We start from the raw sequence: 21,797 nt of genomic DNA, 5'->3' as shown, positions 1-21,797 counted from the left end.
CGGAAGGACGGTCCCCGTGACGGAGGAAGCGGAGCTCCCCGAGGCGCCGGAGCAGGCACGCAAGGTCTTCGGTGAGTACTTCCCCGAGGCCGTGCGGTACGCCGAGCTGCTCGCGGACGCCGGCGTGAAGCGCGGGCTCATCGGCCCGCGCGAGGTCCCGCGACTGTGGGAACGCCATCTGCTGAACTGCGCGGTCCTCTCCGAGGTCGTCCCCGAGGGCGTCACGGTCTGCGACGTCGGCTCCGGCGCCGGCCTGCCCGGCATCCCGCTGGCCCTGGTCCGACCCGACCTGAAGATCACGCTCCTGGAGCCGCTCCTGCGCCGGACGAACTTCCTCACGGAGGTCGTGGAGCTGCTCGGTCTCGACCACGTGACCGTCGTCCGCGGCCGCGCCGAGGAGATGCTCGGCAAGGTCCCGCCGGTGCACGTCGTGACCGCCCGCGCCGTGGCTCCCCTCGACCGGCTCGCCGGCTGGGGCGTCCCCCTGCTCCGCCCCTACGGCGAGATGCTGCTGCTGAAGGGCGACACCGCGCAGGAGGAGCTCGACGGAGCCCGCGCCGCGCTCGCCAAGCTGGGGGTGGTGGAGACCTCGGTCCTCCAGGTCGGCGAGGGGATCGTCGATCCGATGTCCACCGTGGTCCGGGTCGAGGTCGGCGAGAGCCCCGGCGGTGTGCGGTTCGCGGCCAAGCGGGCCAAGGCGGCGCGGACCAGCAAGACCCGTCGGCGCCGCTGAGCGTCGCTTTCGTCCGCTTTCACGGAGTGTCGGACGGTCCCGGCACGGGCGCAGGGGCATCGTGTTTCACGTGAAACGTCGCTCACTGCTTCAGGGGATCATCAGCCGCGGGCGCGCCGCGGCCACCCCCCGGGACCGCAGACCCCGTGTGAAGCCACCCGCGAGGGTTACGGAGTTTTCCACAGAGGTGGATTCACCCACAGATACACCGACCTCGCTGGTTCAGGACCCCGAAGGCATGGCAGGCTCTTCCCATCGCGAGCTTGATGCCGAGGAGAGTGAATCCTTGCGGTCCGACGCCAACATCGCGGGACCGATGACCGATCCGGTCCCCGGTCCCCGAACCGAATCGGCTGGGGAGGATGTTTCACGTGAAACGCTGCCCCCGGTGGATGACACCCCCATTGGCCGTGCTGCCCAGCTGGCCGTAGAAGCGCTGGGCCGGGCCGGCGAGGGGCTGCCCCGTCCCGAGCAGACCCGCATCATGGTGGTGGCCAACCAGAAGGGCGGGGTGGGCAAGACCACCACGACCGTCAACCTGGCCGCCTCCCTGGCCCTGCACGGTGCCCGGGTCCTGGTGATCGACCTGGATCCGCAGGGCAACGCCTCCACGGCACTGGGCATCGACCACCACGCCGATGTCCCCTCGATCTACGACGTCCTCGTCGACAGCAGGCCGCTCTCCGAGGTGGTCCAGCCGGTCCTGGACGTCGAAGGCCTCTTCTGCGCCCCGGCCACGATCGATCTTGCGGGTGCGGAGATCGAGCTGGTGTCGATGGTGGCCCGTGAGAGCCGGCTCCAGCGCGCGATCCAGGCGTACGAGCAGCCGCTGGACTACGTCCTCATCGATTGCCCGCCGTCCCTCGGACTGCTCTCGGTCAACGCCCTGGTGGCGGGTGCCGAGGTGCTCATCCCGATCCAGTGCGAGTACTACGCGCTGGAGGGTCTGGGGCAGCTGCTCAAGAACGTCGACCTGGTCCGCGGCCACCTCAACCCGACGCTGCACGTCTCGACGATTCTGCTGACCATGTACGACGGCCGCACCCGGCTCGCGTCGCAGGTCGCCGAGGAGGTCCGCAGCCACTTCGGGAAGGAGGTGCTCCGGACCAGCATCCCGCGGTCCGTCCGCATCTCCGAGGCTCCCAGCTACGGCCAGACCGTGATCACCTACGACCCGGGTTCCAGCGGAGCCCTCTCGTACATCGAAGCGGCACGCGAGATCGCCTTCCGCGGCGTCTCGGTCCACTACGAGCCCCACCAGCACGGCCGCGTGGGGCACCAGAACAACCAGCACAGCATGGCGGAGGAACTTCAGTGAGCGACCGACGTAGGGGACTGGGCCCGCGGGGGCTCGGCGCGCTGTTCGCCGGCACCCCTCAGGACCAGCAGGCGCCGGAGACCGGCGCCGTCTCCACGCTCCCCGGGAGCGGCGCGGCCCGCCTGTTCCCCCAGGGTGCCCCGCAGACCGAGCCGGTGACGGCACCGGTGGATCCCGAGCCGGCGCTGGTCGCCGGGGCGTACTTCACCGAGATCCCGCTCGATGCCATCACGCCCAACAAGCAGCAGCCGCGTACGGTCTTCGACGACGAAGCCCTCGCCGAGCTCGTCACCTCCATCAAGGAGGTCGGCCTCCTCCAGCCCGTGGTCGTCCGGCAGACCGACGCCGACGCCTATGAGCTGATCATGGGCGAGCGGCGGTGGCGGGCCTGCCGCGAGGCCGGTCTGGAGTCCATCCCCGCGATCGTCCGGGCGACCGACGACGAGAAGATGCTCCTGGACGCCCTCCTGGAGAACCTCCACCGGGCCCAGCTGAACCCGCTGGAGGAGGCCGCCGCCTACGAGCAGCTGCTCACGGACTTCGGCTGCACCCACGATCAGCTCGCCGACCGGATCGGTCGCTCGCGCCCGCAGGTCTCCAACACGCTGCGACTGCTCCGGCTCTCGCCGTCGGTCCAGCGCCGGGTCGCCGCCGGAGTGATCTCCGCCGGCCATGCCCGAGCCCTGCTCGGCGTGGAGGACCCGGAGGCCCAGGACCAGCTGGCGTTCCGGATCGTCTCCGAGGGCCTCTCGGTGCGCACGGTCGAGGAGATCGTGAAGCTCATGGGCCTGGAGGAGCCCACCGTGGCGAAGGCCAAGAAGCCGCGGGCCGGGGCCCGGGTGTCGCCGGTCTTCTCCGACCTGGCGACCCGTCTCTCGGACCGCTTCGAGACGCGGGTGAAGGTCGACCTGGGGCAGCAGAAGGGCAAGATCGTCGTCGAGTTCGCCTCGGTGGAGGACCTCGACCGGATCCTCACCACGCTGGCGCCCGGGGAGAACAAGGTCATGGACCAGCTCAAGGCCGACCAGGAGTGGGAGCAGGGCGAGCAGTAGGCCCCCCGCAGGACTCCGGTCCTTCGGGTCTCAAGATCTCCAAGGTCTTCAGGTCTCCAGGGCGGGGAGCGTTTCCGGGTGTCACCGGGAGGCTCCCCGCCCTTTGCCTGTGTGCGGTGTCGCCGTGGGGGCCCGCTGGTTACGATTCCGAGAGCCGTATCCGTGCTTGGTGGCCGTGCGACGGCCAGGGAAGCGAGGGCAGCCGTGGGGCGTCGGCTCGTACCGCTCACGCTGGACAATCTTCCGGATCTGCCGAAGCGCTGCCGTTCCTGCGTCTTCTGGGAGCTCGACCCGGTGAGCGGTGAGGCAGCCGTGAAGGCGGGCCGCGCGGAGGTCGAGAAGGAGGCGTGGATCTCCGCCGTCCTGCTGGAGTGGGGCTCCTGCGGCCGGGTCGTTTACGTCGACGAGGTACCGGTCGGGTACGTCCTCTACGCGCCTCCGGCCTACGTGCCGCGCTCGACCGCCTTTCCCACGAGCCCCGTGGCGGCGGATGCCGTTCAGCTGATGACGGCCTGGATCATGCCGGAGTACCAGGGGCAGGGGCTGGGCCGAGTGATGGTGCAGACGGTCGCCAAGGACGTGCTCCGGCGGGGCTTCAAGGCCATCGAGGCCTTCGGGGACGCCCGCTGGAAGGAACCGGCCTGTGTGCTGCCGGCGGACCATCTGCTCGCGGTGGGCTTCAAGACCGTGCGGTCGCATCCCGCCTTCCCCCGGCTTCGGCTGGAGCTGCGGACGACGCTCTCCTGGAAGGAGGACGTCGAGATGGCCCTGGACCGACTGCTCGGCGCGGTCCAGAAGGAGCCCGCGCTCCGACCGCTGTGACCCCGCAGCTGCCCCGGTCGGTGAGCGAAAACGGCCCGCCCCCTTCCGGGGACGGGCCGTTTCACGTGAAACAGCGTGGGCTCACTTCGCGGCGACGAAGGGCTCCAGGTCGCGCAGGATGGCCGCCTTCGGCTTGGCGCCGACGATGGTCTTCACGACCTCGCCACCCTGGTAGACGTTCAGCGTCGGGATGGACATGACGCCGTACTTCGCGGCCGTGGCCGGGTTCTCGTCGATGTTGAGCTTCACGATCTCGATCTCGCCGTGCTCGGCGGCGATGGCCTCCAGCGACGGGGCGATCTGACGGCACGGGCCGCACCAGGCAGCCCAGAAGTCCACCAGGACGGGCTTGTCGCTCTTGAGGACGTCCTCTTCGAAGGAAGCGTCGGTCACGTTCTTCAGGGCGCCGGCCACGGCGGCCTCCTTAACTTCGCGGGGTGTGAGGTGAAGAGAGCTCGGGTCAGACCGCGGGGGTCTGGGCCAGCTTCTCGCTGTCGGAGAGAGCGGCCAGGAAGCGCTCGGCGTCGAGCGCGGCGGAGCATCCGGTACCGGCGGCCGTGATGGCCTGACGGTAGGTGTGGTCCACGACGTCACCGGCGCCGAAGACGCCCGTGAGGTTGGTGCGGGTCGACGGGGCGGCGACCTTGAGGTAGCCCTCCTCGTCGAGGTCCAGCTGGCCCTTGAACAGCTCGGTCCGCGGGTCGTGGCCCACGGCGATGAAGAGGCCGGTCGCGGCCAGCTCGCGCGTCTCACCGGTCTTGGTGTCGCGCAGGGTCAGACCGGAGAGCTTCTGGTCGCCGTGGATCGCGGCCACCTCGCTGTCCCAGGCGAAGGAGATCTTCGGGTCGGCGAAGGCACGCTCCTGCATGGCCTTGGAGGCCCGCAGGGTGTCACGGCGGTGGACGATGGTGACCGACCGGGCGAAGCGCGAGAGGAAGGTCGCCTCCTCCATCGCGGTGTCGCCGCCGCCGACGACGACGATGTCCTGGTCCTTGAAGAAGAAGCCGTCGCAGGTGGCGCACCAGGAGACACCGCGCCCGGAGAGAGTGTCCTCGTTCGGCAGACCGAGCTTGCGGTGCTGAGAACCGGTGGTGACGATGACGGCCTTGGCGCGGTGCACGGTGCCGGCGGTGTCGGTGACGGTCTTGATGTCACCGGTGAGGTCCACGGCGACGACGTCGTCCGGAACGAGCTCGGCGCCGAAGCGCTCGGCCTGCGCCCGCATGTTGTCCATGAGGTCCGGGCCCATGATGCCGTCACGGAAGCCGGGGAAGTTCTCGACCTCGGTGGTGTTCATCAGGGCGCCACCGGCGGTGACGGCACCTTCGAAGACCAGCGGGTTCAGCGACGCCCGGGCCGTGTAGAGCGCGGCGGTGTAACCCGCGGGCCCGGAGCCGATGATGATCACGTTACGGACGTCGCTCACGGGTTTCTTCCTCGTCTCTGCAGACTGCCTACTGCCTACGGGGGTGGTGTCTCGGTCACTCTCACCCCACCCAACGGATCCTACGGGGCGAGCATTCCCGAGAGCGCCGCCCGGCACGTGGGTGAGACGGAGTGTGAGACGGCGGCGGGCCGGAAGAGGGCCGAAAAAGGGGTCAGGGCTTCGGGTACGAGGCCGTCGTGAGCAGCTTCGCCGGAGTCTTTCCGGTACAGGAGGCGTCGACCACATAGGCGTCCACCCGGCTGCCGTCCTCGGGGTCCGGGAGCACGAGGAGGTAGGCGGAGGTGCCCTCGTACTCACCACGCTCGGAGGCGAGGACGGCGTCCTGGCGGCCGGTGCCCGCGCGGACGCACTCGGGAAGAGCTCCGTCGAGATTCCGCTGGGCGACGCCGGCGCTCTCCGTCGTCTCCGCCGAGAGCGACTCGGGCCGGTCCCCCTTCGGGGCACGTGCGGCGGGCCCGTCGCCTCCCAGGAGGCTCCCTACCCGGTCCTCGACCGATTCCCCGGAGAAGGCGCTCAGGGAGGAGCTCGCGGGAGCGTCGGCCGCAGTGCCGTCCGTGTCCGCGCCGTTCTGGGTCAGGGCATAGAGGCTGACGGCACAGACGGCGGCGACGAGGGTCCCGGCGAGACCCGCGAGGGCGGCGATCCTCCCGCGGTGACGGGTGCGCCCCCGCCCGGGGCCGGTGGCGGCCCGGGGCGCCGGAGGACGGCCTTCGATGCCGCGAGCGCCCCTGACGGCTGCCGGACGGGCCGTTTCACGTGAAACAGCCCGGGTGGCCTTCGCGGCGGTCACGTCGGCCGAGCCCGTGGTTTCACGTGAAACAGATCGGGTCGCGTCGGGGGCGGTGGCGTCCAGGAGCGCTTCGGCGGCGAGAGCGGCGTCGATTCGGCCGGCGATGTCGGCGGGCATGCGGGGAGGACCCGGCAGGGTGCCCAGGAGCCCCCGGATCTCCTCCAGGGAACTCCGCACGTCCGCACAGAGCGCGCAGCCGTCGAGATGCCTGCGGACGGTCGCGGAGCGGCTCGGGGAGAGCAGTCCCTCGGTCAGGTCGGAGATCTCCGAGACGTCCGGGTGCTGAGCTGTGTCGGCCTTGTCGGTCGTGGTCACGCGCGCCCACCTCCGCCCTTCACAGCAGTTGGATCAGTCGGTCCTGACTCCGTCGGCTCCGACACCGGTGGGACGGATGCCCCCGGCGTCCGGTTCCTTCCCCCCTCGGGGGCCTCGTTACCCACGGTGTCGGCGCGCAGATGAGTGAGCATCGGCAGCAGACGGGCTCGTCCGCGTGCGCAGCGGCTCTTCACGGTGCCGGTGGGGACGTCGAGGATACGGGCGGCCTCGGCGACGGGGTATCCCTGCATGTCGACGAGGACGAGCGCGGCGCGCTGGTCGGGGGCGAGGGTGGCGAGCGCCGCGAGCAGCTGCCGGTGGAGGTCCTCGCGTTCGGCGGGGGCCTCGGCGGACTCGTGCGGTTCGAGGAGCTGCTCGAAGCGGGCGGTGTCGTCCACGGGCGAGGTCCTGCGGGAGGCGCTCTTCCTGAGGCGGTCCAGGCAGGCGTTCACGGTGATGCGGTGGAGCCAGGTCGTGACGGCCGACTGGCCCCGGAAGGTGTGGGCGGCCCGGAAGGCCGAGATGAGGGCGTCCTGGACGGCGTCGGCGGCCTCCTCGCGGTCCCCCAGGGTCCGGAGCGCCACCGCCCACAGCCGGTCGCGGTGGCGCCGTACGAGCTCACCGAAGGCGTCCGGGTCCCCGGCGACGTGACGGGCCAGGAGTTCCCGGTCGTCTGCGGCGCCTATCGGACGGTCCAACGGTGTGCCCCCTCCCCTGTGGTCGTCAGCCCATGACCTTGACTTCGGACAGCTGGCCGCGGAACTGGCCGTCTGTGAGGGGCAGCTCCGTCAGCCAGACCAGAACGTAGCGGGTCGTCACCGGCTTGGGGAGCTTCAGCTTCAGGTCGTCGCCGGCGTCGGACACCTGGGTGGTGAACCCGTCGGCGGTGGACGGCGCCGAGGAGGCGCCTTCGGGTGCCGTACGGATGTCGACGGAGGTGCGCCCCACGAACGTCAGGTCGACCGAGCTGAGCTTCCGCTCGGAGCCCAGGTCGAGCACGACGCCGACACCGGTCTTCAGATTGCCGAAGTGCGCGGTGGTGTAGTTCTTGGTGTGCCAGACGGTGCCGGGATCGCCGTCGTAGGCGTTCTTCACCGCCTCCGCGTACTCCTCGCCGTTGCCTCCGGGGAGCGGGTCGAAGTCGTCCGCCGAGCTGATCGCGATCGGCTTCGGCGGGGCGGGCTTCTCGTCGGTCGTGGGCTGGACGACCGGCGTCTCCTCCTTGGGCTCCGGCTTGAGGAGCCGGTCGGCGATCTGCCAGCTGCCCAGGCCCAGGGCGGCGATGAGGAGGGCGCCGACGGCCCACTTCAGCGCCTTGCCCGTGCGGGTCTCCAGCGGGGCCGGCGGGACCGGGACGGGCTGGGTGACGACGGGGCGCGGCTGGGGACGCCCGTAGGTGCCCTGCTGGTACGTGGTGCGCTGGTACTCGGCGGGGGCGGGGAACTCCGGCTCCGGCGGCTTGACGCGGGGCATCGCGGCGACGGCCTTGGCGAGTTCGTCCGGGGTGGTGCAGGGCGGCTCCTGACGGGACGCCGTGGCCCCGTCGTTGGCGAGGGCGCGCATGGCGATCTCGGAGAGGCCCCGGTGGACGCCGGCGCGGACCTGGTCCGGCGGGATCAGGCCGACGCCCTTGGGGAGGCCGGAGAGGCCGTAGGCGTCGCTCTCGTACGGCCAGCGCTGGGTGAGCGCCGCGTAGAGGAGGGCCCCGATGGCCTCGGTGTCGGTGCGCTGCGGACGGTCGGCGGTGATGCCGCGCAGGGCGGCGTTCACGGCGAGGCCACGGATGCGGTACTGGCCGGTGGAGCTGCGCAGGACGGCGCTCGGCGTGAGGCGCAGGTGGGCCAGGCCCTCGCGGTGCGCGGCGGCCATGGCCTGGGAGACCTGGGAGACGAGCTGGTAGGCCTCGTGGGCCTGGAGCGGACCGTCCGCGAGGAGCGCGGTCAGCTCGGTGGCGTCGGGAAGCCATTCGTGGACGACGTAGACGAGGTCGTTCTCCTCGACCGCGTCGAGGACCTGGACGAACCGGGGGTCGCCGAGGAGCGCCGCCGAGCGGGCGGCGGCCAGGACGGAGCGGGCGCGCGGGTGGTCGGCGGGCAGCAGGTGCACGCCGACGGCGCGCCGCAGCTTCTCGTCGACGGCACGCCAGCTGCTGAAGCCGTCCAGACGGGTGACGCACTCCTCCAACCGGTAGCGCCGGGCCAGCTTGTGACCGCTGTGCAACTCGGGTGGAGCGAGGGAGGGCTGTTCACCGTTCTTCCGTTCGACCGCCTTCTGCTCGGGCGCCGCTGAGGGCTCCTGCGCCGTCTTACGTTCTTCCGCCACCCCGTCGGTCGCGGCCGTGTCCGCCTGCGCGGTCAGCGGGTCGTCACCGCTGTTGTCGGCCACGTCGACGGCAGCCGTGCTACGTTCCGCCACCGTCGTTCCTGCCTCCCCATCCGTTGCGCCACATCCAACAGCCAAGCCAATTGTGCCCACAGTCGGACGCCATGCACGACACACGGGTCCCCCCGAAGGTTGTCCGGGAGGGCGGGATCAGCGTCCGAGACGGCCCCGGACCATGCCGACGAGGGTGTTCAGTTCGGTGATCCGCATGCGGCGCGCGGCGACGAAGAAGACCCCGAGGAGCACCGCACCGCCGACGACGAGGGCGACCAGCGACCCCAGGGCGCCCTCGCCGAGCAGCTTCAGCAGACCGAAGCCGACGGCCCCGGACAGCACCGCGGCCGGCAGGGAGGCCATGCAGAGGCGGGCGTAGGTGCGCATCACCTGGGCGCCGTCCAGGTCGCCGCCGAGGCGGTTGCGCAGCCGGCGCCAGGCGATGCCGACACCGACGGCGTAGGCGAGGCCGTAGGAGGCCGCCATGCCGACGACGGCCCACTGGGCGGGGAGCAGGACGTAACAGAGGGCGGAGGCCGCAGCGTTGACGGCCGCGACGATGACCGTGTTGTAGAAGGGGGTGCGGGTGTCCTCGTAGGCGTAGAAGCCGCGGAGGACGACGTACTGCACGGAGTAGGGGATCAGGCCGAGGCCGAAGGCCATCAGGATGAAGCCCATGCCCTGGGCGGCCTCGATGCCGCTGGAGGCGTACAGCAGGGTGCACATCGGGACGCCGAGGGCCAGGAAGGCGAAGGAGACCGGGACGATGGCGACCGCGGAGTTGCGCAGGCCCTGGGAGATGTCGTCGCGGACGGCGCCGGGGTCGTCGTCGCTGGCGGCGCGGGAGATCCGGGGCAGCAGGGCGGCCATGACGGAGACCGTGATGATGGCCTGCGGCATGCCCCAGATCAGCTGGGCGTTGGAGTAGGCGAGGAAGCCCGCGCCGTTCTTGCCGGACTCCTCGCCGGCCGCGGTGGCGAGCTGGGTGACGACCAGGACGCCCGCCTGGTTGGCGAGGACGAAGAGGACGGTCCACTTGGCGAGCTTGACGGTCTTGCCGAGGCCGTGGCCCTTCCAGTCGAACCGGGGCCGGAAGCGGAAGCCCGTCTCGCGCAGGTACGGGATCATCGCGAGCGCCTGGACGACGAGGCCGAGCAGGGTGCCGATGCCGAGGAGGCGGATGCCCTCGTCGGGGATGGTCGTCACGCCCATGTGGGACTCGGCGGAGGTGCCGTACACCCAGATGAACAGGCCGAAGGTGACGATCATGACGATGTTGTTGAGGACCGGGGTCCACATCATCGCGCCGAACTTGCCGCGGGCGTTGAGGATCTGGCCCATCACGACGTGCACGCCCATGAAGAAGATGGTGGGCAGGCAGTAGCGGGCGAAGGTCACCGCGACGCTGTTGGCGGCGGCGTCGTCGGCGATGGTGTTCGACATCAGCCGGATCAGGACCGGTGCCGCGAAGACCGCCGCGACCACGATCAGGCCGAGGGCCACCATGACGAGGGTGAGCAGGCGGTTGGCGTAGGCCTCGCCGCCGTCCTCGTCGTTCTTCATCGAGCGGACCAGCTGCGGCACGAAGACGGAGTTGAGGCCGCCGCCGACGGTGAGGATGTAGATCATCGTCGGCAGGGTGTACGCGATGGTGAAGGTGTCGCCGAGCAGCGCGGCGCCGAGGGCACCGGTGATGACCAGCGAGCGGACGAAGCCGGTGAGCCGGGAGACGAGGGTGCCGGCCGCCATCAGGGCGCTCGACTTCAGCAGACCCGAGGCACGGCCGCCCTTCTTCGGCGGCGCGGGCAGCGGGTCGGGCTCCGGGGCGGGGGCGGGCACCTGGCCCTGCTGGTCCCGGTAGAGGTGGGCGAAGGCGTCCTGCTCGGGCCGCTCGTCCTCGCTCGCCCGGGTCACCAGGTCGTCGACGCCGGTGAACTGGACCGTGCGGGCGTCGTCGCCGTAGGGGAGGTGGCGGGACGGGCCGTCGGGCTCGGGCGCGGGGGTCTGCGCCCAGACCCGCGGGTCCGGGGCGTGCGGGGGCGCGGGCGGCTGCTGGTAGAGCGCGTGCGGGTCCTGGTACGTGCCCGGCGGGGGCGGCGGATGGGCGGCGCGGTCGTAGAGCGCCTCGCCCACCGGGTCCTGCGCGGACAGGTCGCGCGCCCGGTACGGGTCGTGGGCGTAGGCGTCCTGGACGTAGGGGTCCTGGGCGTACGGGTTCTCGGCGTGCGGGTGCCCGGGGTGCGCGGACGGGTCCTGCGGCTGCGCGCCGTAGGGCTCCTGCGGGTACGGGACCTGCGGTGGGTACCCGGGGTGCTGCCCCTGCGGGAGCGGCTGTCCGTCCGGCCCGACGGGGGGAACGGGCATGCCGCCGGACGGTGCGGCGCCGCCCGCACCCTCGCCGCGGTCACCGTCGTACGGCGCGTTCATGGTTACCCCACCTCATCGTCCCCGGCCGACCGGCCACGACATCGCTCAACGGTCCACTTTCTCACCCGGGCCCGACGGGTCGCCGCTTTCGGAGCCGGTGTCCGCCTCCGGGTCACTCGGCTGCCCGGCTCCGTCCGCCGTGGCGCTCGCGGCCCCGCCGTCGCTCGGGGCCTCGATCCCGGCCTCCGTCCCGCCCTCGGCAAGGGCGTCGGCGACGGTTTCGGCTTCGGCGGCGCGGGCGGCGAGTCGCTTGCGCTGGCTGTACATGCGGACGCCGGCGAGGACGAGGAGCAGCACACCGCCGGCGATGACCAGCATCACCGTCGGGGTCATCTCCGAGACCTTCACGGAGAAGGTCATCGGGGAGCCGTAGGGTGTGCCGTCCACGGTGTACAGCTGGGCGGTCATCGAGACCTGGCCGTTGGCGTTGGCCGAGGCGGGGAACTTCACCGACTGGCTGTGCCCGGCGCGGACCGTGATGGGCAGGTCGGCCGAGGTGTTCCCGTCGACCTTCAGCCGGGTGCCGTTGCTGGAGGTGAGCCGCAGGACGAGGCCCTTCACGTCCTGGAGGAGCTTGTTCTGCACCGTGACGGGGATGGTGGCGCTGCGTCCGGAGAGGGTCAGGGCGGACTTGTCGACGAGCACCACGCTCTTGGTGAGGCGCCGGAGGACGTCCTGGACGTCGGCGCGGTAGATCGCCGCCGCGGTGGTCCGCCCCCGCCAGGAGGTGGACATCTCGCGGTTGATCGCGGCGATCGCCGACGGCACGACCCGGTCCGGCCTGGCGAGGACGACCTTGAAATCGCTCAGTTCGTCGCCGGTGGTCTTCATGTCCCGGAAGGCGTCCACCGGCAGTTCGCCGTCGCGGAGCTTCTTCGGGTACTGCGCGGCGCGCGGCACGGTCGTCGAGGCGTCGGGATCGGGCTTGGCCGCCGCCGCGGCGACCAGGTCGAGCGGCTCGGTCCAGCGCTTGGCGCCGAGTCCGCGCACGGCGGCCGCCATCGCCTGGGCCTGGGAGACGCTCGGCTGCCGCTGCGGGGCGACGACGACGCTTCGCCGGTCCTGCGGCTGCTCCAGGGTGATCGCGAGGGTCTGCGCCAGGAACTCCTGGACGGCGAGCGTCGACGTCTCGGCGCGGACCATGTCGCCCTGGAAGGCGGTCGACAGCTCGGCGTCGCTCACCACCGCCGTGGCGCCGCCGCCGATGGGGCGGGCCGCCGTGGGCGTGTAGGAGAGGTCGTCGTCGCGGATGCTGTCGCTGCGGGCGATGACCTTGCGGGCGCCGGCCGAGGTCGCGACCGCCATGATCGAGGGGTCGACGGCGCCCTCCACGGGCCAGGCGAAGTCGGTGGCCGGCTGGACGTGGAGGATCGTCTCCACGGTCGAACCGGCCAGCGCCGTCGCCGACTGGAGGTGCCCGAGGGAGCCGGGCACGGCCTTGCCGCGGTGGGCCAGGGAGGCGAGGTCGGGGTCGGCGAAGGGCAGCGCGACGATCTTGCGGCCCTGCACGGCCTTCTCCAGCTCGCCGAGCCAGCGCTGGGCCAAGTCGCGGTTCTCACGGGTGCCCGCGATGTGCCCGGTCCCGTCCTTGACCCGGTAGCCCCTGGCCATGGCGTCGACGGAGGCCAGCAGGTCCGGGTCGACCACCCAGGTGACCGGCAGATCCTTGCCCAGGGTGACCATCTCGTCGAGCCTGCCGCCGGGGCGCAGCTCCTGGACGAGCTCGTCGTCCTGGAAGACGGGCGTCTGCTGGTCGTCCGCGGCGGTGTCGGCCGAGACGTGGGCGGAGGAGATCAGCGGCCAGAGGTAGGTGACCTGGGTCCGCTTGGCGGTCGGCTCCGGCTGGTAGGGCAGGAAGGTCCGCTCGATGCCGAGGACGCGGTCCCACCGGGCGTCCGAGGTCTGCCCGGTGAGGGAGACGCCCAGCTGGTACACGCCGCCCTCGTCACCGAGGTCCAGATCGGCGACCGGCACGGAGATCCGGAAGTCCTGGGCGACGCCGGCGGCGAGGCGCGGGACCTTGATCTCGGGGGCGTCCAGGGGCTGGGGGTCGCTGTCGGAGCGGAAGCCCCTGCGGCGGGCGACCTGGTCGATCTCGCTGCGGCTGTCCATCCGCGGACCGACCCGCAGGTTCACCGTCGCGTCGGTGATGGTGCGCTTGCCGCGGTTGGTCAGCGTGCCCGTGACGGTGACGGTGTCCCCTTCGACCGGGGCGCTCGGCGTCAGCGTGTCGATGGACACATCGACCGTCCGGGAGACCGGGGTCTCCTCGGCGGCCCGGGCCGGCGAGGGGTTCTGGAGCAGACCGGCGAGGAGGGGTGCCCCGACGGCCACGGTGAGGGTGCGCCGCAGCCACCGACGAGCAGGTGAGGGACCGGTTCCCTGGAAAGCTGCCGCCTCAGCCACGCGTTCGCCCGTCCTCGTCGTTGTCGGTGGTGCCCGTGATGCCAGTGGTTCCCGGTTGCTGTGTCCAGGCATGGTAACGAGGCATGGAGGGGCCGAGTGCCGGGGAGTCCTCCAGCCGATGAGGCCGGAAGAGGCCCTTTTCACAAGAAGCTCACAGACGGCTCCCGCCCGGCCCGGGGCGGGCGCGGTGAAACGGGGGCGCCGGGGCGGAGCGGGGCACGTACCCTTTTCTGTTGTGCCGAACGCCAACGAAGACACCTCGACCGAGCTGAGCCAGGTGCAGCGCCGCGCCGTCAGCGAACTGCTGCGCGTGGCCCCTGTCGCCGACGACCTCGCCCGCCGCTTCCAGGAGGCCGGATTCCGCCTCGCCCTGGTCGGCGGCTCGGTACGGGACGCCCTCCTCGGCCGGCTCGGCAACGACCTGGACTTCACCACGGACGCCCGCCCCGAGGACGTGCTGAAGATCGTCCGCCCCTGGGCCGACGCCGTCTGGGAGGTCGGGATCGCCTTCGGCACCGTCGGCTCGCAGAAGGACGGCTACCAGATCGAGGTCACGACGTACCGCTCCGAGGCGTACGACCGGACCTCCCGCAAGCCCGAGGTCTCCTACGGCGACTCCATCGACCAGGACCTCGTCCGCCGTGACTTCACCGTCAACGCGATGGCCGTGGCCCTCCCCGAGAAGGAGTTCATCGACCCGCACGGCGGTCTGGAGGACCTCGCCGACCGGGTCCTGCGCACCCCGGGCACGCCCGAGGAGTCCTTCTCCGACGACCCGCTGCGCATGATGCGGGCGGCCCGCTTCGCGGCCCAGCTCGACTTCGAGGTCGCCCCCGAGGTCGTCACCGCGATGACGGAGATGGCCGACCGGATCGAGATCGTCTCCGCCGAGCGCGTCCGGGACGAGCTGAACAAGCTGCTGCTCTCCGCCCACCCGCGGAAGGGCCTCGGCCTGCTCGTCGACACCGGCCTCGCCGCCCACGTCCTCCCGGAGCTGCCGGCGCTGCGCCTGGAGAGCGACGAGCACCACCGGCACAAGGACGTGTACGAGCACTCCCTGACCGTCCTCGACCAGGCGATCGACCTGGAGGAGGACGGCCCGGACCTGGTGCTCCGCCTCGCCGCGCTCCTCCACGACATCGGCAAGCCCCGCACCCGCCGCTTCGAGAAGGACGGCCGGGTCTCCTTCCACCACCACGAGGTGGTGGGCGCGAAGATGACCAAGAAGCGCATGACCGCGCTGAAGTACTCGAACGAGCTGGTCAAGGACGTCTCGCGGCTCGTGGAGCTGCACCTGCGCTTCCACGGCTATGGCACGGGCGAGTGGACCGACTCGGCCGTGCGCCGCTATGTCCGCGACGCCGGGCCGCTGCTCTCGCGACTCCACAAGCTGACCCGCTCGGACTGCACCACGCGCAACAAGCGCAAGGCGTCCGCGCTCTCCCGTGCCTATGACGGCCTGGAGGAGCGCATCTCCCAGCTTCAGGAGCAGGAGGAACTGGACTCGATCCGGCCCGACCTCGACGGCAACCAGATCCAGGAGATCCTGGAGATCAAGCCGGGTCCCGCCGTCGGCCAGGCGTACAAGTTCCTGCTGGAGCTGCGACTGGAGAACGGTCCGATGGAGTACGAGCAGGCCGTCGCCGCACTCAAGGAATGGTGGGCGGCGCGCGACTGAGGCCGCGCCCTGTTTCACGTGAAACACCCCCGGCGGTGTTTCACGTGAAACGTCGCCGCTCCCGGCCCGCCCGGCGCAGCAGCAGCGCGATGCCCGCGTAACCGCCGGCCACCAGCAGGATCAGCAAGGGCGAGCGGCCGTCGGGCGGCAGCATCAGGGCGGCGACCCCGGCCGCCGCCACGAAGGCGACGTTGAAGAGCACGTCGTAGAGGGAGAACACCCGGCCCCGGTAGGCGTCGTCCACGCTCGTCTGCACGACGGTGTCGGTGGCGATCTTCGCTCCCTGGGTGATGAGCCCCAGGACGAAGGCGGCGACGAGGAACGTCACGGGCCTGAAGGACAGGGCGAGCGCCGGGACGAGGACGGCGGCCGCGGTCGAGCAGAGGAACATCCAGCCGAAGGGCCCGAACCGTCCGACCGCCCAGGGTGAGAGGACGGCGGCGGTGAAGAAACCGGCGCCCGAGGCGGCGACGGCGATCCCCAGGAGCCCGAGCCCCTCCGACTCGGTGGCGCTCCAGGCGTACCGAGCGAGCATCAGCACGGTCACGAGCAGAGCGCCGTAGCAGAAGCGCATCAGCCCGACGGCGGTAAGCGCCAAGGCGGCCGGGCGGCGTGCGGCGAGGTGGCGCAGCCCGGCGGCGAGGCCCCGGGCGGTGGAGGCGAGCGCCGTGGAGAGCCGGCCCGGCACCTGATCGGGGTCGGGACCGAGGAGGGTCCGGGTGATGCGCAGGGAGGCGAGGGCGGCGCAGAGGTACAGCACGGCACCGAAGGCGACCACGACGGCATCGGACCCGTCGGCCAGTAGGCGGACGCCGAAGGCGAGTCCGCCGCCGACGGTGGCGGCGAGGGTGCCGGCGGTGGGCGAGAGCGAGTTGGCCAGGACCAGCCGCTCCTCGTCGACGACCCGCGGCAGGGCGGCCGAGAGTCCCGCGAGCACGAAGCGGTTGACGGCCGTGACGGAGAGGGCGGAGGCGTAGAAGAGCCAGTCGGGGACCGGGGCGAGGACGAGCACGGCGGTCCCGCCGGCGAGCAGGGCGCGGAGCAGGTTCCCGTAGAGGAAGACCTGGCGGCGCTGCCAGCGGTCGAGGAGGACGCCGGCGAAGGGGCCGACGACGGAGTACGGGAGCAGCAGCACGGCCATGGCGGAGGCGATGGCGGCCGGGGTCGCCTGCTTCTCGGGGGAGAAGACGACGTACGTGGCCAGGGCGACCTGGTAGACCCCGTCCGCGCTCTGGGAGAGCAGCCGGACGGCGAGCAGGCGCCGGAAGTCCCGCAGGCGCAGCAGTACGCGCAGATCACGTGCGACGGACATGGCAGCAAGACTCACATACGGCGAGGGTCCCCGGGCAGTGCCGCGGGGACCCTCGTCAGGCGAAACGCAGGAGACCTCGGAAGGTCAGCGCTCGACCTCGCCCTTGATGAACTTCTCGACGTTGGCCAGGGCCTCGTCGTCGAAGTACTGGACCGGCGGGGACTTCATGAAGTAGCTCGACGCGGAGAGGATCGGGCCGCCGATGCCGCGGTCCTTGGCGATCTTCGCGGCGCGCAGGGCGTCGATGATGACACCCGCGGAGTTCGGGGAGTCCCAGACCTCGAGCTTGTACTCGAGGTTCAGCGGGACGTCGCCGAAGGCGCGGCCCTCGAGGCGGACGTACGCCCACTTGCGGTCGTCCAGCCAGGCCACGTAGTCCGACGGGCCGATGTGGACGTTCTTGTCGCCCAGCTCGCGGTCGGGGATCTGCGAGGTGACGGCCTGCGTCTTGGAGATCTTCTTGGACTCCAGGCGCTCGCGCTCGAGCATGTTCTTGAAGTCCATGTTGCCGCCGACGTTCAGCTGCATGGTGCGCTCGAGACGGACACCGCGGTCCTCGAAGAGCTTGGCCATCACGCGGTGCGTGATGGTGGCGCCCACCTGGGACTTGATGTCGTCACCGACGATCGGGACGCCGGCCTCGGTGAACTTGTCCGCCCACTCCTTGGTGCCGGCGATGAAGACCGGGAGGGCGTTGACGAAGGCGACCTTGGCGTCGATGGCGCACTGGGCGTAGAACTTCGCCGCTTCCTCGGAACCGACGGGCAGGTAGCAGACGAGGACGTCGACCTGGCGGTCCTTGAGGATCTGGACGACGTCGACAGGCGCCTCGGCGGACTCCTCGATGGTCTGGCGGTAGTACTTGCCGAGACCGTCGAGGGTGTGGCCGCGCTGGACGGTGACGCCGGAGGCGGGCACGTCGCAGATCTTGATGGTGTTGTTCTCGCTGGCGCCGATGGCGTCCGCGAGGTCCAGGCCGACCTTCTTCGCGTCGACGTCGAAGGCGGCGACGAACTCGACGTCACCGACGTGGTAGTCGCCGAACTGGACGTGCATGAGGCCGGGCACCTTGGTCGCCGGGTCGGCGTCCTTGTAGTACTCGACGCCCTGAACCAGCGAGGCGGCGCAGTTGCCCACGCCGACGATGGCTACGCGAACCGAACCCATTCCGGTTGCTCCCTGTTGTGATCGTGGAAGCCCTGCTGGCGCAGGGTTTCACTTGGCGGTGTCGTCGGACGGATCCGGCCGGGTACTGCCCCCGTGCCGGGGCAGGCCGCCCGTCTCTCCAGAATCGTTGTCGTGCGGAGCGTCGGTGCCGGGACGCTGGTCGCGTCCCGCCCGCTCGCTCTCGATGAGCTCGTTCAGCCAGCGCACTTCGCGCTCCACGGACTCCATTCCGTGGCGCTGGAGCTCAAGCGTGTAGTCGTCGAGTCGCTCGCGCGTCCGGGCCAGCGAGGCGCGCATCTTCTCCAGGCGCTCCTCCAGCCGGCTGCGGCGGCCTTCGAGGACCCGCATCCGCACTTCGCGCTCGGTCTGGCCGAAAAACGCGAAGCGGGCGGCGAAGTGCTCGTCCTCCCAGGTGTCCGGGCCGGTGTGGGAGAGGAGCTCCTCGAAGTGCTCCTTCCCCTCGGGCGTCAACCGGTAGACGATCTTGGCCCGGCGTCCTGCGAGTGACGAGGCGAGCGCCTCCTCGGGGGCGCTGCCCGGTTCCTCGATCAACCAGCCGTTTGCGACCAGCGTCTTGAGGCAGGGGTAGAGCGTCCCGTAGCTGAACGCGCGGAAGATGCCGAGCGAGGTGTTGAGGCGCTTGCGCAGCTCGTATCCGTGCATCGGGGCTTCGCGCAGGAGGCCGAGAACGGCGAATTCGAGAATGCCGGAGCGTCTGCTCATCCGTCGTCCTCCTTCACCCTGCGGTCCGTGGCCGAAACACTTATGCCGTGCTGATGTATCGACTCGATACATCAGCACGATAGAACGGGCCGAGAGGTCCGACAAGCGGGGGTGTGGTGACCGGCGTCACATCATCAATTCATAGCGTGCGACTTGCCTGATTTGGGGTGAACTCGGGAGCAAGAGGGGTTTTGGCCGTGCGTAGTCTGTGCGGCATGCACACCACCGGGAACCAGGAGCCGCGCTGGGGCGTCAGTGCAGCGGGTGACCGGCTGCGGTACGAAAGGGGCCTCCGATGGGCTCCGGTCGTACGCATTTCGGGGGGACCGGAACTCAACTGCCGCTTCCAGGCGTACGCGCCTGCCCGAGGAGTAGTCGTTCGATGAGCGAGCACCGTCGCAGGATGCCGTCGCAGGAGCCGCCGACGGGCGGCCGCGCGGCGGCACGACGCGCCGCCCAGCAGCCGGCCGGCCGCAGGTCGGCCCCGGCCGAGAACCCCGGTACCGGAACGCCCCCGTACGGATCGCCGGCCCCTTACGGGTCGTCCGCCTCGTACGGGTCGTCCGGTTCCCACGGGGCCCCCTCCCCCTACGGGGAGGAGGCACGTCCGTACGGCGGTCGCGCGGAGGCCCGGCGGGCCGCCCAGCGCGGTGGCCGACGGCGCGCCCCCGCGGCCGGCCCCGGTGGACCGAACGGTCCCGGTGGCGGCGGCCGCAGGGGCGGTGGTGGCGGCGGACGCGGCGGAGGCCCGGGCGGCCGTCCGCCGGGCAAGAAGCGGCTGATCGACTACCCGCGGCACGACAAGGACGGCTGGCGTCGCTGGATGCCGTCCTGGAAGCTCGTCACGGGCACGTTCCTGCTGTTCGTGGGCCTCCTCATGGGCGCCTCGATCTTCGCGTACTCGCAGGTGGTCGTCCCCAACGTGGCCGACGCCGCGACCTCCCAGAACAACATCTACTACTGGAACGACGGCTCGCGGATGGTCGCCACCGGGGCCGGCGCGAACCGCCAGATCGTCGGCATCGACCAGATCCCGACGGTCATGCAGGAGGCCGTGATCTCGGCCGAGAACAAGACCTTCCGCGACGACTGGGGCGTCGACCCCATGGGCATCGCCCGCGCCGTGTGGAACATGGCGAAGGGCGGCGAGACCCAGGGCGGCTCGACCATCACCCAGCAGTACGTGAAGAACGGCCTGCTCAACGACCAGACGCAGTCACTCTCCCGGAAGGTGAAGGAGCTCTTCATCTCCATCAAGGTCGGCAACGATCTGGGGAAGAACGACATCCTGGTCGGCTACCTCAACACCGCCTACTACGGCCGCAACGCCTACGGCATCCAGGCCGCCTCCCGCGCGTACTTCGAGAAGGACTCCAAGGACCTCAACGCCTCCGAGTCGGCGGTCCTCGCCGCGGTGCTGAAGGGTGCGACGTACTACGACCCGGCCGGCTACCCCGAGTACGACCCCGACGCCACCCCCGAGAAGAACCTGGCGCGCCTCACCGAGCGCTGGGCCTGGATCCTCGACGAGATGGTCAAGGACGGGAAGATCACGGCGGAGGAGCGGGCGAAGTACACGAAGCTCCCGAAGATCCAGAAGCGGAAGACGGACGCGCAGCTCAGCGGGCAGATCGGCTACCTGGTCGCCACCGCCAAGGCCAACTTCCGCAGCAAGTACGACATCAGCGACGAGGCCCTGAACCTCGGTGGATACGAGATCCACACCACCTTCGACAAGAAGAAGGTGCAGGCGATGTCGGACTCCGTCCAGAAGGTCTACGACGAGTACATCGACGAGAAGAAGCGTCCCGAGGACGACACCCACGTCGAGTTCGGCGGTGCCTCCGTCGACGTCAAGACCGGCGCCATCGTCGCCATCTACGGCGGCCAGGACGCCACCAAGCACTACACCAACAACGCCGACACCACCGGCGCCCAGGTCGGTTCGACGTTCAAGCCCTTCGTGCTCGCCGCCGCGATGAAGGACGGCGTGCGCGACCCGGAGGGCCCCGCGGAGCAGGGCCCATCCACCCGCACCCTGGTCGACCCCGACAAGAGCCGCTACAGCGGCAAGGACGACCTCAAGGTCCGCAAGTACAACGGCGAGATCTGGCACAACGAGAAGGGGGAGGAGTGGAAGCAGGACAACGAGGGTGACCGGAGCTACGGCAACATCAGCCTGCGCCGGGCGATGATCGTCTCCGCCAACTCCCCCTTCGTGCAGCTCGGCATGGACGTCGGCATCGACAAGGTGCGTCAGGCGGCCATCGACGCCGGTCTGCGGCCCGACTCGCTGGTGAAGGGCGAGGTCCCGTCCTTCTCGCTCGGCATCTCCAGCCCCAGCGCGATCCGCATGGCCGGCGCCTACTCCACCTTCGCCAACCAGGGCGTGCGCAACGAGCCGTACTCGGTCACCAAGGTGGTCAAGGGCGGCCAGGTCATCTTCAAGCACGAGGGCAAGTCCGAGCAGAAGTTCTCCTCGGCCATCTCCTCCAACGTCACCGACGTGCTCCGCAGCGTCGTCGAGGACGAGGACGGCACCGGCAACAACGCGGCCATCCCGGGCCGCGACGTGGCCGGCAAGACCGGTACCACCGACGACAACATGTCGGCCTGGTTCGTCGGCTACACGCCGCAGCTCGCGACGGCGATCGACATGTACCGCTTCGACGACGACGAGACCAAGGAAGGCCGCGAGTTCCTGGAGATGTACGGCACGGGCGGCCAGAAGTCGATCCACGGCTCGTCCTTCCCGTCCCAGATCTGGAACGACTACATGACGGACGCCGTGGCCGACCTGCCCGCCGAGAAGTTCCCCAAGCCGGAGAAGCTCGCGGACGCCAAGGCGGTCTACGGCGGCGGCGCCACGCCCAAGCCGACGGCCACCCCGACGCCGACCGAGACGCCGACGCCCACCGAGACGGCCACCACCGCCCCCCCGACGACGACTCCCCCGGCGACACCCACCGACAGCGGCAAGCCGACGACGAAGGAGCCGAAGCCCGGCAAGACCACCTGCAGCATCTGGGACAGCTGGGACTGCAACGAGACGGGCGGCGGCGACGGCGGGTCCACCCAGCCGACACCCACCGGCAGCACGGCCCCGACGCCGACGAACACGACGACGGACCCGGCAGGACCCGGCAACGGAGGCAACGGGAACAACGGAGGCAGCGGCGGAGACCCGACCGACTCCTCCACCGGAGGCTTCTTCGACTGAGGCGCCCGACC

The 21,797-nt window shown here is 70.7% G+C and carries 16 protein-coding genes; 6 read left to right on the top strand and 10 right to left on the bottom strand.

The window, feature by feature from the left end; genetic code table 11:
* Positions 1–16: 16 nt before the first annotated feature.
* From rsmG to ACFZCF_RS11855, 4 genes are all read left to right on the top strand, one after another.
* Positions 17–733: a 16S rRNA (guanine(527)-N(7))-methyltransferase RsmG gene (rsmG, locus tag ACFZCF_RS11870; RefSeq protein ID WP_382838226.1), complete on the top strand. Its 717-nt coding sequence runs from the start codon at positions 17–19 to the stop codon at positions 731–733.
* Between the two features lie 238 nt (positions 734–971).
* Complete coding sequence (locus tag ACFZCF_RS11865; protein WP_388442391.1) at positions 972–2,051, top strand: ParA family protein; 1,080 nt, start codon at positions 972–974, stop codon at positions 2,049–2,051.
* Positions 2,048–3,103 carry a ParB/RepB/Spo0J family partition protein gene (locus tag ACFZCF_RS11860; RefSeq protein WP_388442388.1) on the top strand — a complete coding sequence of 352 codons (1,056 nt, stop codon included), beginning with the start codon at positions 2,048–2,050 and terminating at the stop codon, positions 3,101–3,103. The genes ACFZCF_RS11865 and ACFZCF_RS11860 overlap by 4 nt, the downstream gene beginning before the upstream one ends.
* Positions 3,104–3,307: 204 nt before the next feature.
* The gene (locus ACFZCF_RS11855; RefSeq protein WP_388442385.1) at positions 3,308–3,925 is read left to right on the top strand and encodes a GNAT family N-acetyltransferase; all 618 of its coding nucleotides are present in this window, start codon (positions 3,308–3,310) and stop codon (positions 3,923–3,925) included.
* An 81-nt stretch (positions 3,926–4,006) separates the two neighbouring features.
* Here ACFZCF_RS11855 and trxA read toward each other — a convergent pair whose 3' ends face one another.
* The 7 genes from trxA to ACFZCF_RS11820 form a co-directional block, all read right to left on the bottom strand.
* Complete coding sequence (trxA, locus tag ACFZCF_RS11850) at positions 4,007–4,339, bottom strand: thioredoxin (protein ID WP_043222711.1); 333 nt, start codon at positions 4,337–4,339, stop codon at positions 4,007–4,009.
* A 46-nt stretch (positions 4,340–4,385) separates the two neighbouring features.
* Positions 4,386–5,351 carry a thioredoxin-disulfide reductase gene (gene trxB / locus ACFZCF_RS11845; protein WP_391286288.1) on the bottom strand — a complete coding sequence of 322 codons (966 nt, stop codon included), beginning with the start codon at positions 5,349–5,351 and terminating at the stop codon, positions 4,386–4,388.
* A gap of 172 nt (positions 5,352–5,523) precedes the next feature.
* Complete coding sequence (locus tag ACFZCF_RS11840; protein WP_391286286.1) at positions 5,524–6,477, bottom strand: hypothetical protein; 954 nt, start codon at positions 6,475–6,477, stop codon at positions 5,524–5,526.
* Complete coding sequence (sigM, locus tag ACFZCF_RS11835) at positions 6,474–7,175, bottom strand: RNA polymerase sigma factor SigM (RefSeq protein ID WP_391286285.1); 702 nt, start codon at positions 7,173–7,175, stop codon at positions 6,474–6,476. Before sigM ends, ACFZCF_RS11840 begins: the two co-directional genes overlap by 4 nt.
* Positions 7,176–7,200: 25 nt before the next feature.
* Positions 7,201–8,892, bottom strand: coding sequence for a protein kinase family protein (locus ACFZCF_RS11830; protein WP_388442371.1), 1,692 nt, complete (start codon positions 8,890–8,892; stop codon positions 7,201–7,203).
* 117 nt (positions 8,893–9,009) lie between these two features.
* The gene (gene murJ, locus ACFZCF_RS11825; protein ID WP_388442368.1) at positions 9,010–11,280 is read right to left on the bottom strand and encodes a murein biosynthesis integral membrane protein MurJ; all 2,271 of its coding nucleotides are present in this window, start codon (positions 11,278–11,280) and stop codon (positions 9,010–9,012) included.
* Positions 11,281–11,325: 45 nt separating this feature from the next.
* Positions 11,326–13,686, bottom strand: coding sequence for a DUF6049 family protein (locus ACFZCF_RS11820; RefSeq protein ID WP_391286282.1), 2,361 nt, complete (start codon positions 13,684–13,686; stop codon positions 11,326–11,328).
* 235 nt (positions 13,687–13,921) lie between these two features.
* Here ACFZCF_RS11820 and ACFZCF_RS11815 point away from each other — a divergent pair, with 235 nt between their 5' ends.
* Positions 13,922–15,364 (top strand): CCA tRNA nucleotidyltransferase, encoded by a 1,443-nt coding sequence (locus ACFZCF_RS11815; protein ID WP_388442362.1) that lies wholly within the window; start codon positions 13,922–13,924, stop codon positions 15,362–15,364.
* A gap of 40 nt (positions 15,365–15,404) precedes the next feature.
* Here ACFZCF_RS11815 and ACFZCF_RS11810 read toward each other — a convergent pair whose 3' ends face one another.
* The 3 genes from ACFZCF_RS11810 to ACFZCF_RS11800 form a co-directional block, all read right to left on the bottom strand.
* Positions 15,405–16,676 carry an MFS transporter gene (locus ACFZCF_RS11810; RefSeq protein WP_388442359.1) on the bottom strand — a complete coding sequence of 424 codons (1,272 nt, stop codon included), beginning with the start codon at positions 16,674–16,676 and terminating at the stop codon, positions 15,405–15,407.
* A gap of 84 nt (positions 16,677–16,760) precedes the next feature.
* A complete protein-coding gene (locus ACFZCF_RS11805; protein ID WP_189953451.1) occupies positions 16,761–17,843 on the bottom strand; it encodes an inositol-3-phosphate synthase in 1,083 nt (360 codons plus the stop codon).
* A 48-nt stretch (positions 17,844–17,891) separates the two neighbouring features.
* Positions 17,892–18,566, bottom strand: coding sequence for a helix-turn-helix transcriptional regulator (locus tag ACFZCF_RS11800; RefSeq protein WP_382838865.1), 675 nt, complete (start codon positions 18,564–18,566; stop codon positions 17,892–17,894).
* A 382-nt stretch (positions 18,567–18,948) separates the two neighbouring features.
* On the opposite strand from ACFZCF_RS11800, the gene ACFZCF_RS11795 reads away from it, so the two are divergent.
* Positions 18,949–21,786 carry a transglycosylase domain-containing protein gene (locus ACFZCF_RS11795; protein ID WP_391286280.1) on the top strand — a complete coding sequence of 946 codons (2,838 nt, stop codon included), beginning with the start codon at positions 18,949–18,951 and terminating at the stop codon, positions 21,784–21,786.
* Positions 21,787–21,797: the final 11 nt, after the last annotated feature.

The sequence above is a fragment of the Streptomyces sp. NPDC007945 genome (genome assembly GCF_042958885.1).
Classification (GTDB): Bacteria; Actinomycetota; Actinomycetes; order Streptomycetales; family Streptomycetaceae; genus Streptomyces.
Note: the sequence above shows the minus strand (reverse complement) of the source record. Positions and strands in the feature narration are given on the sequence as shown.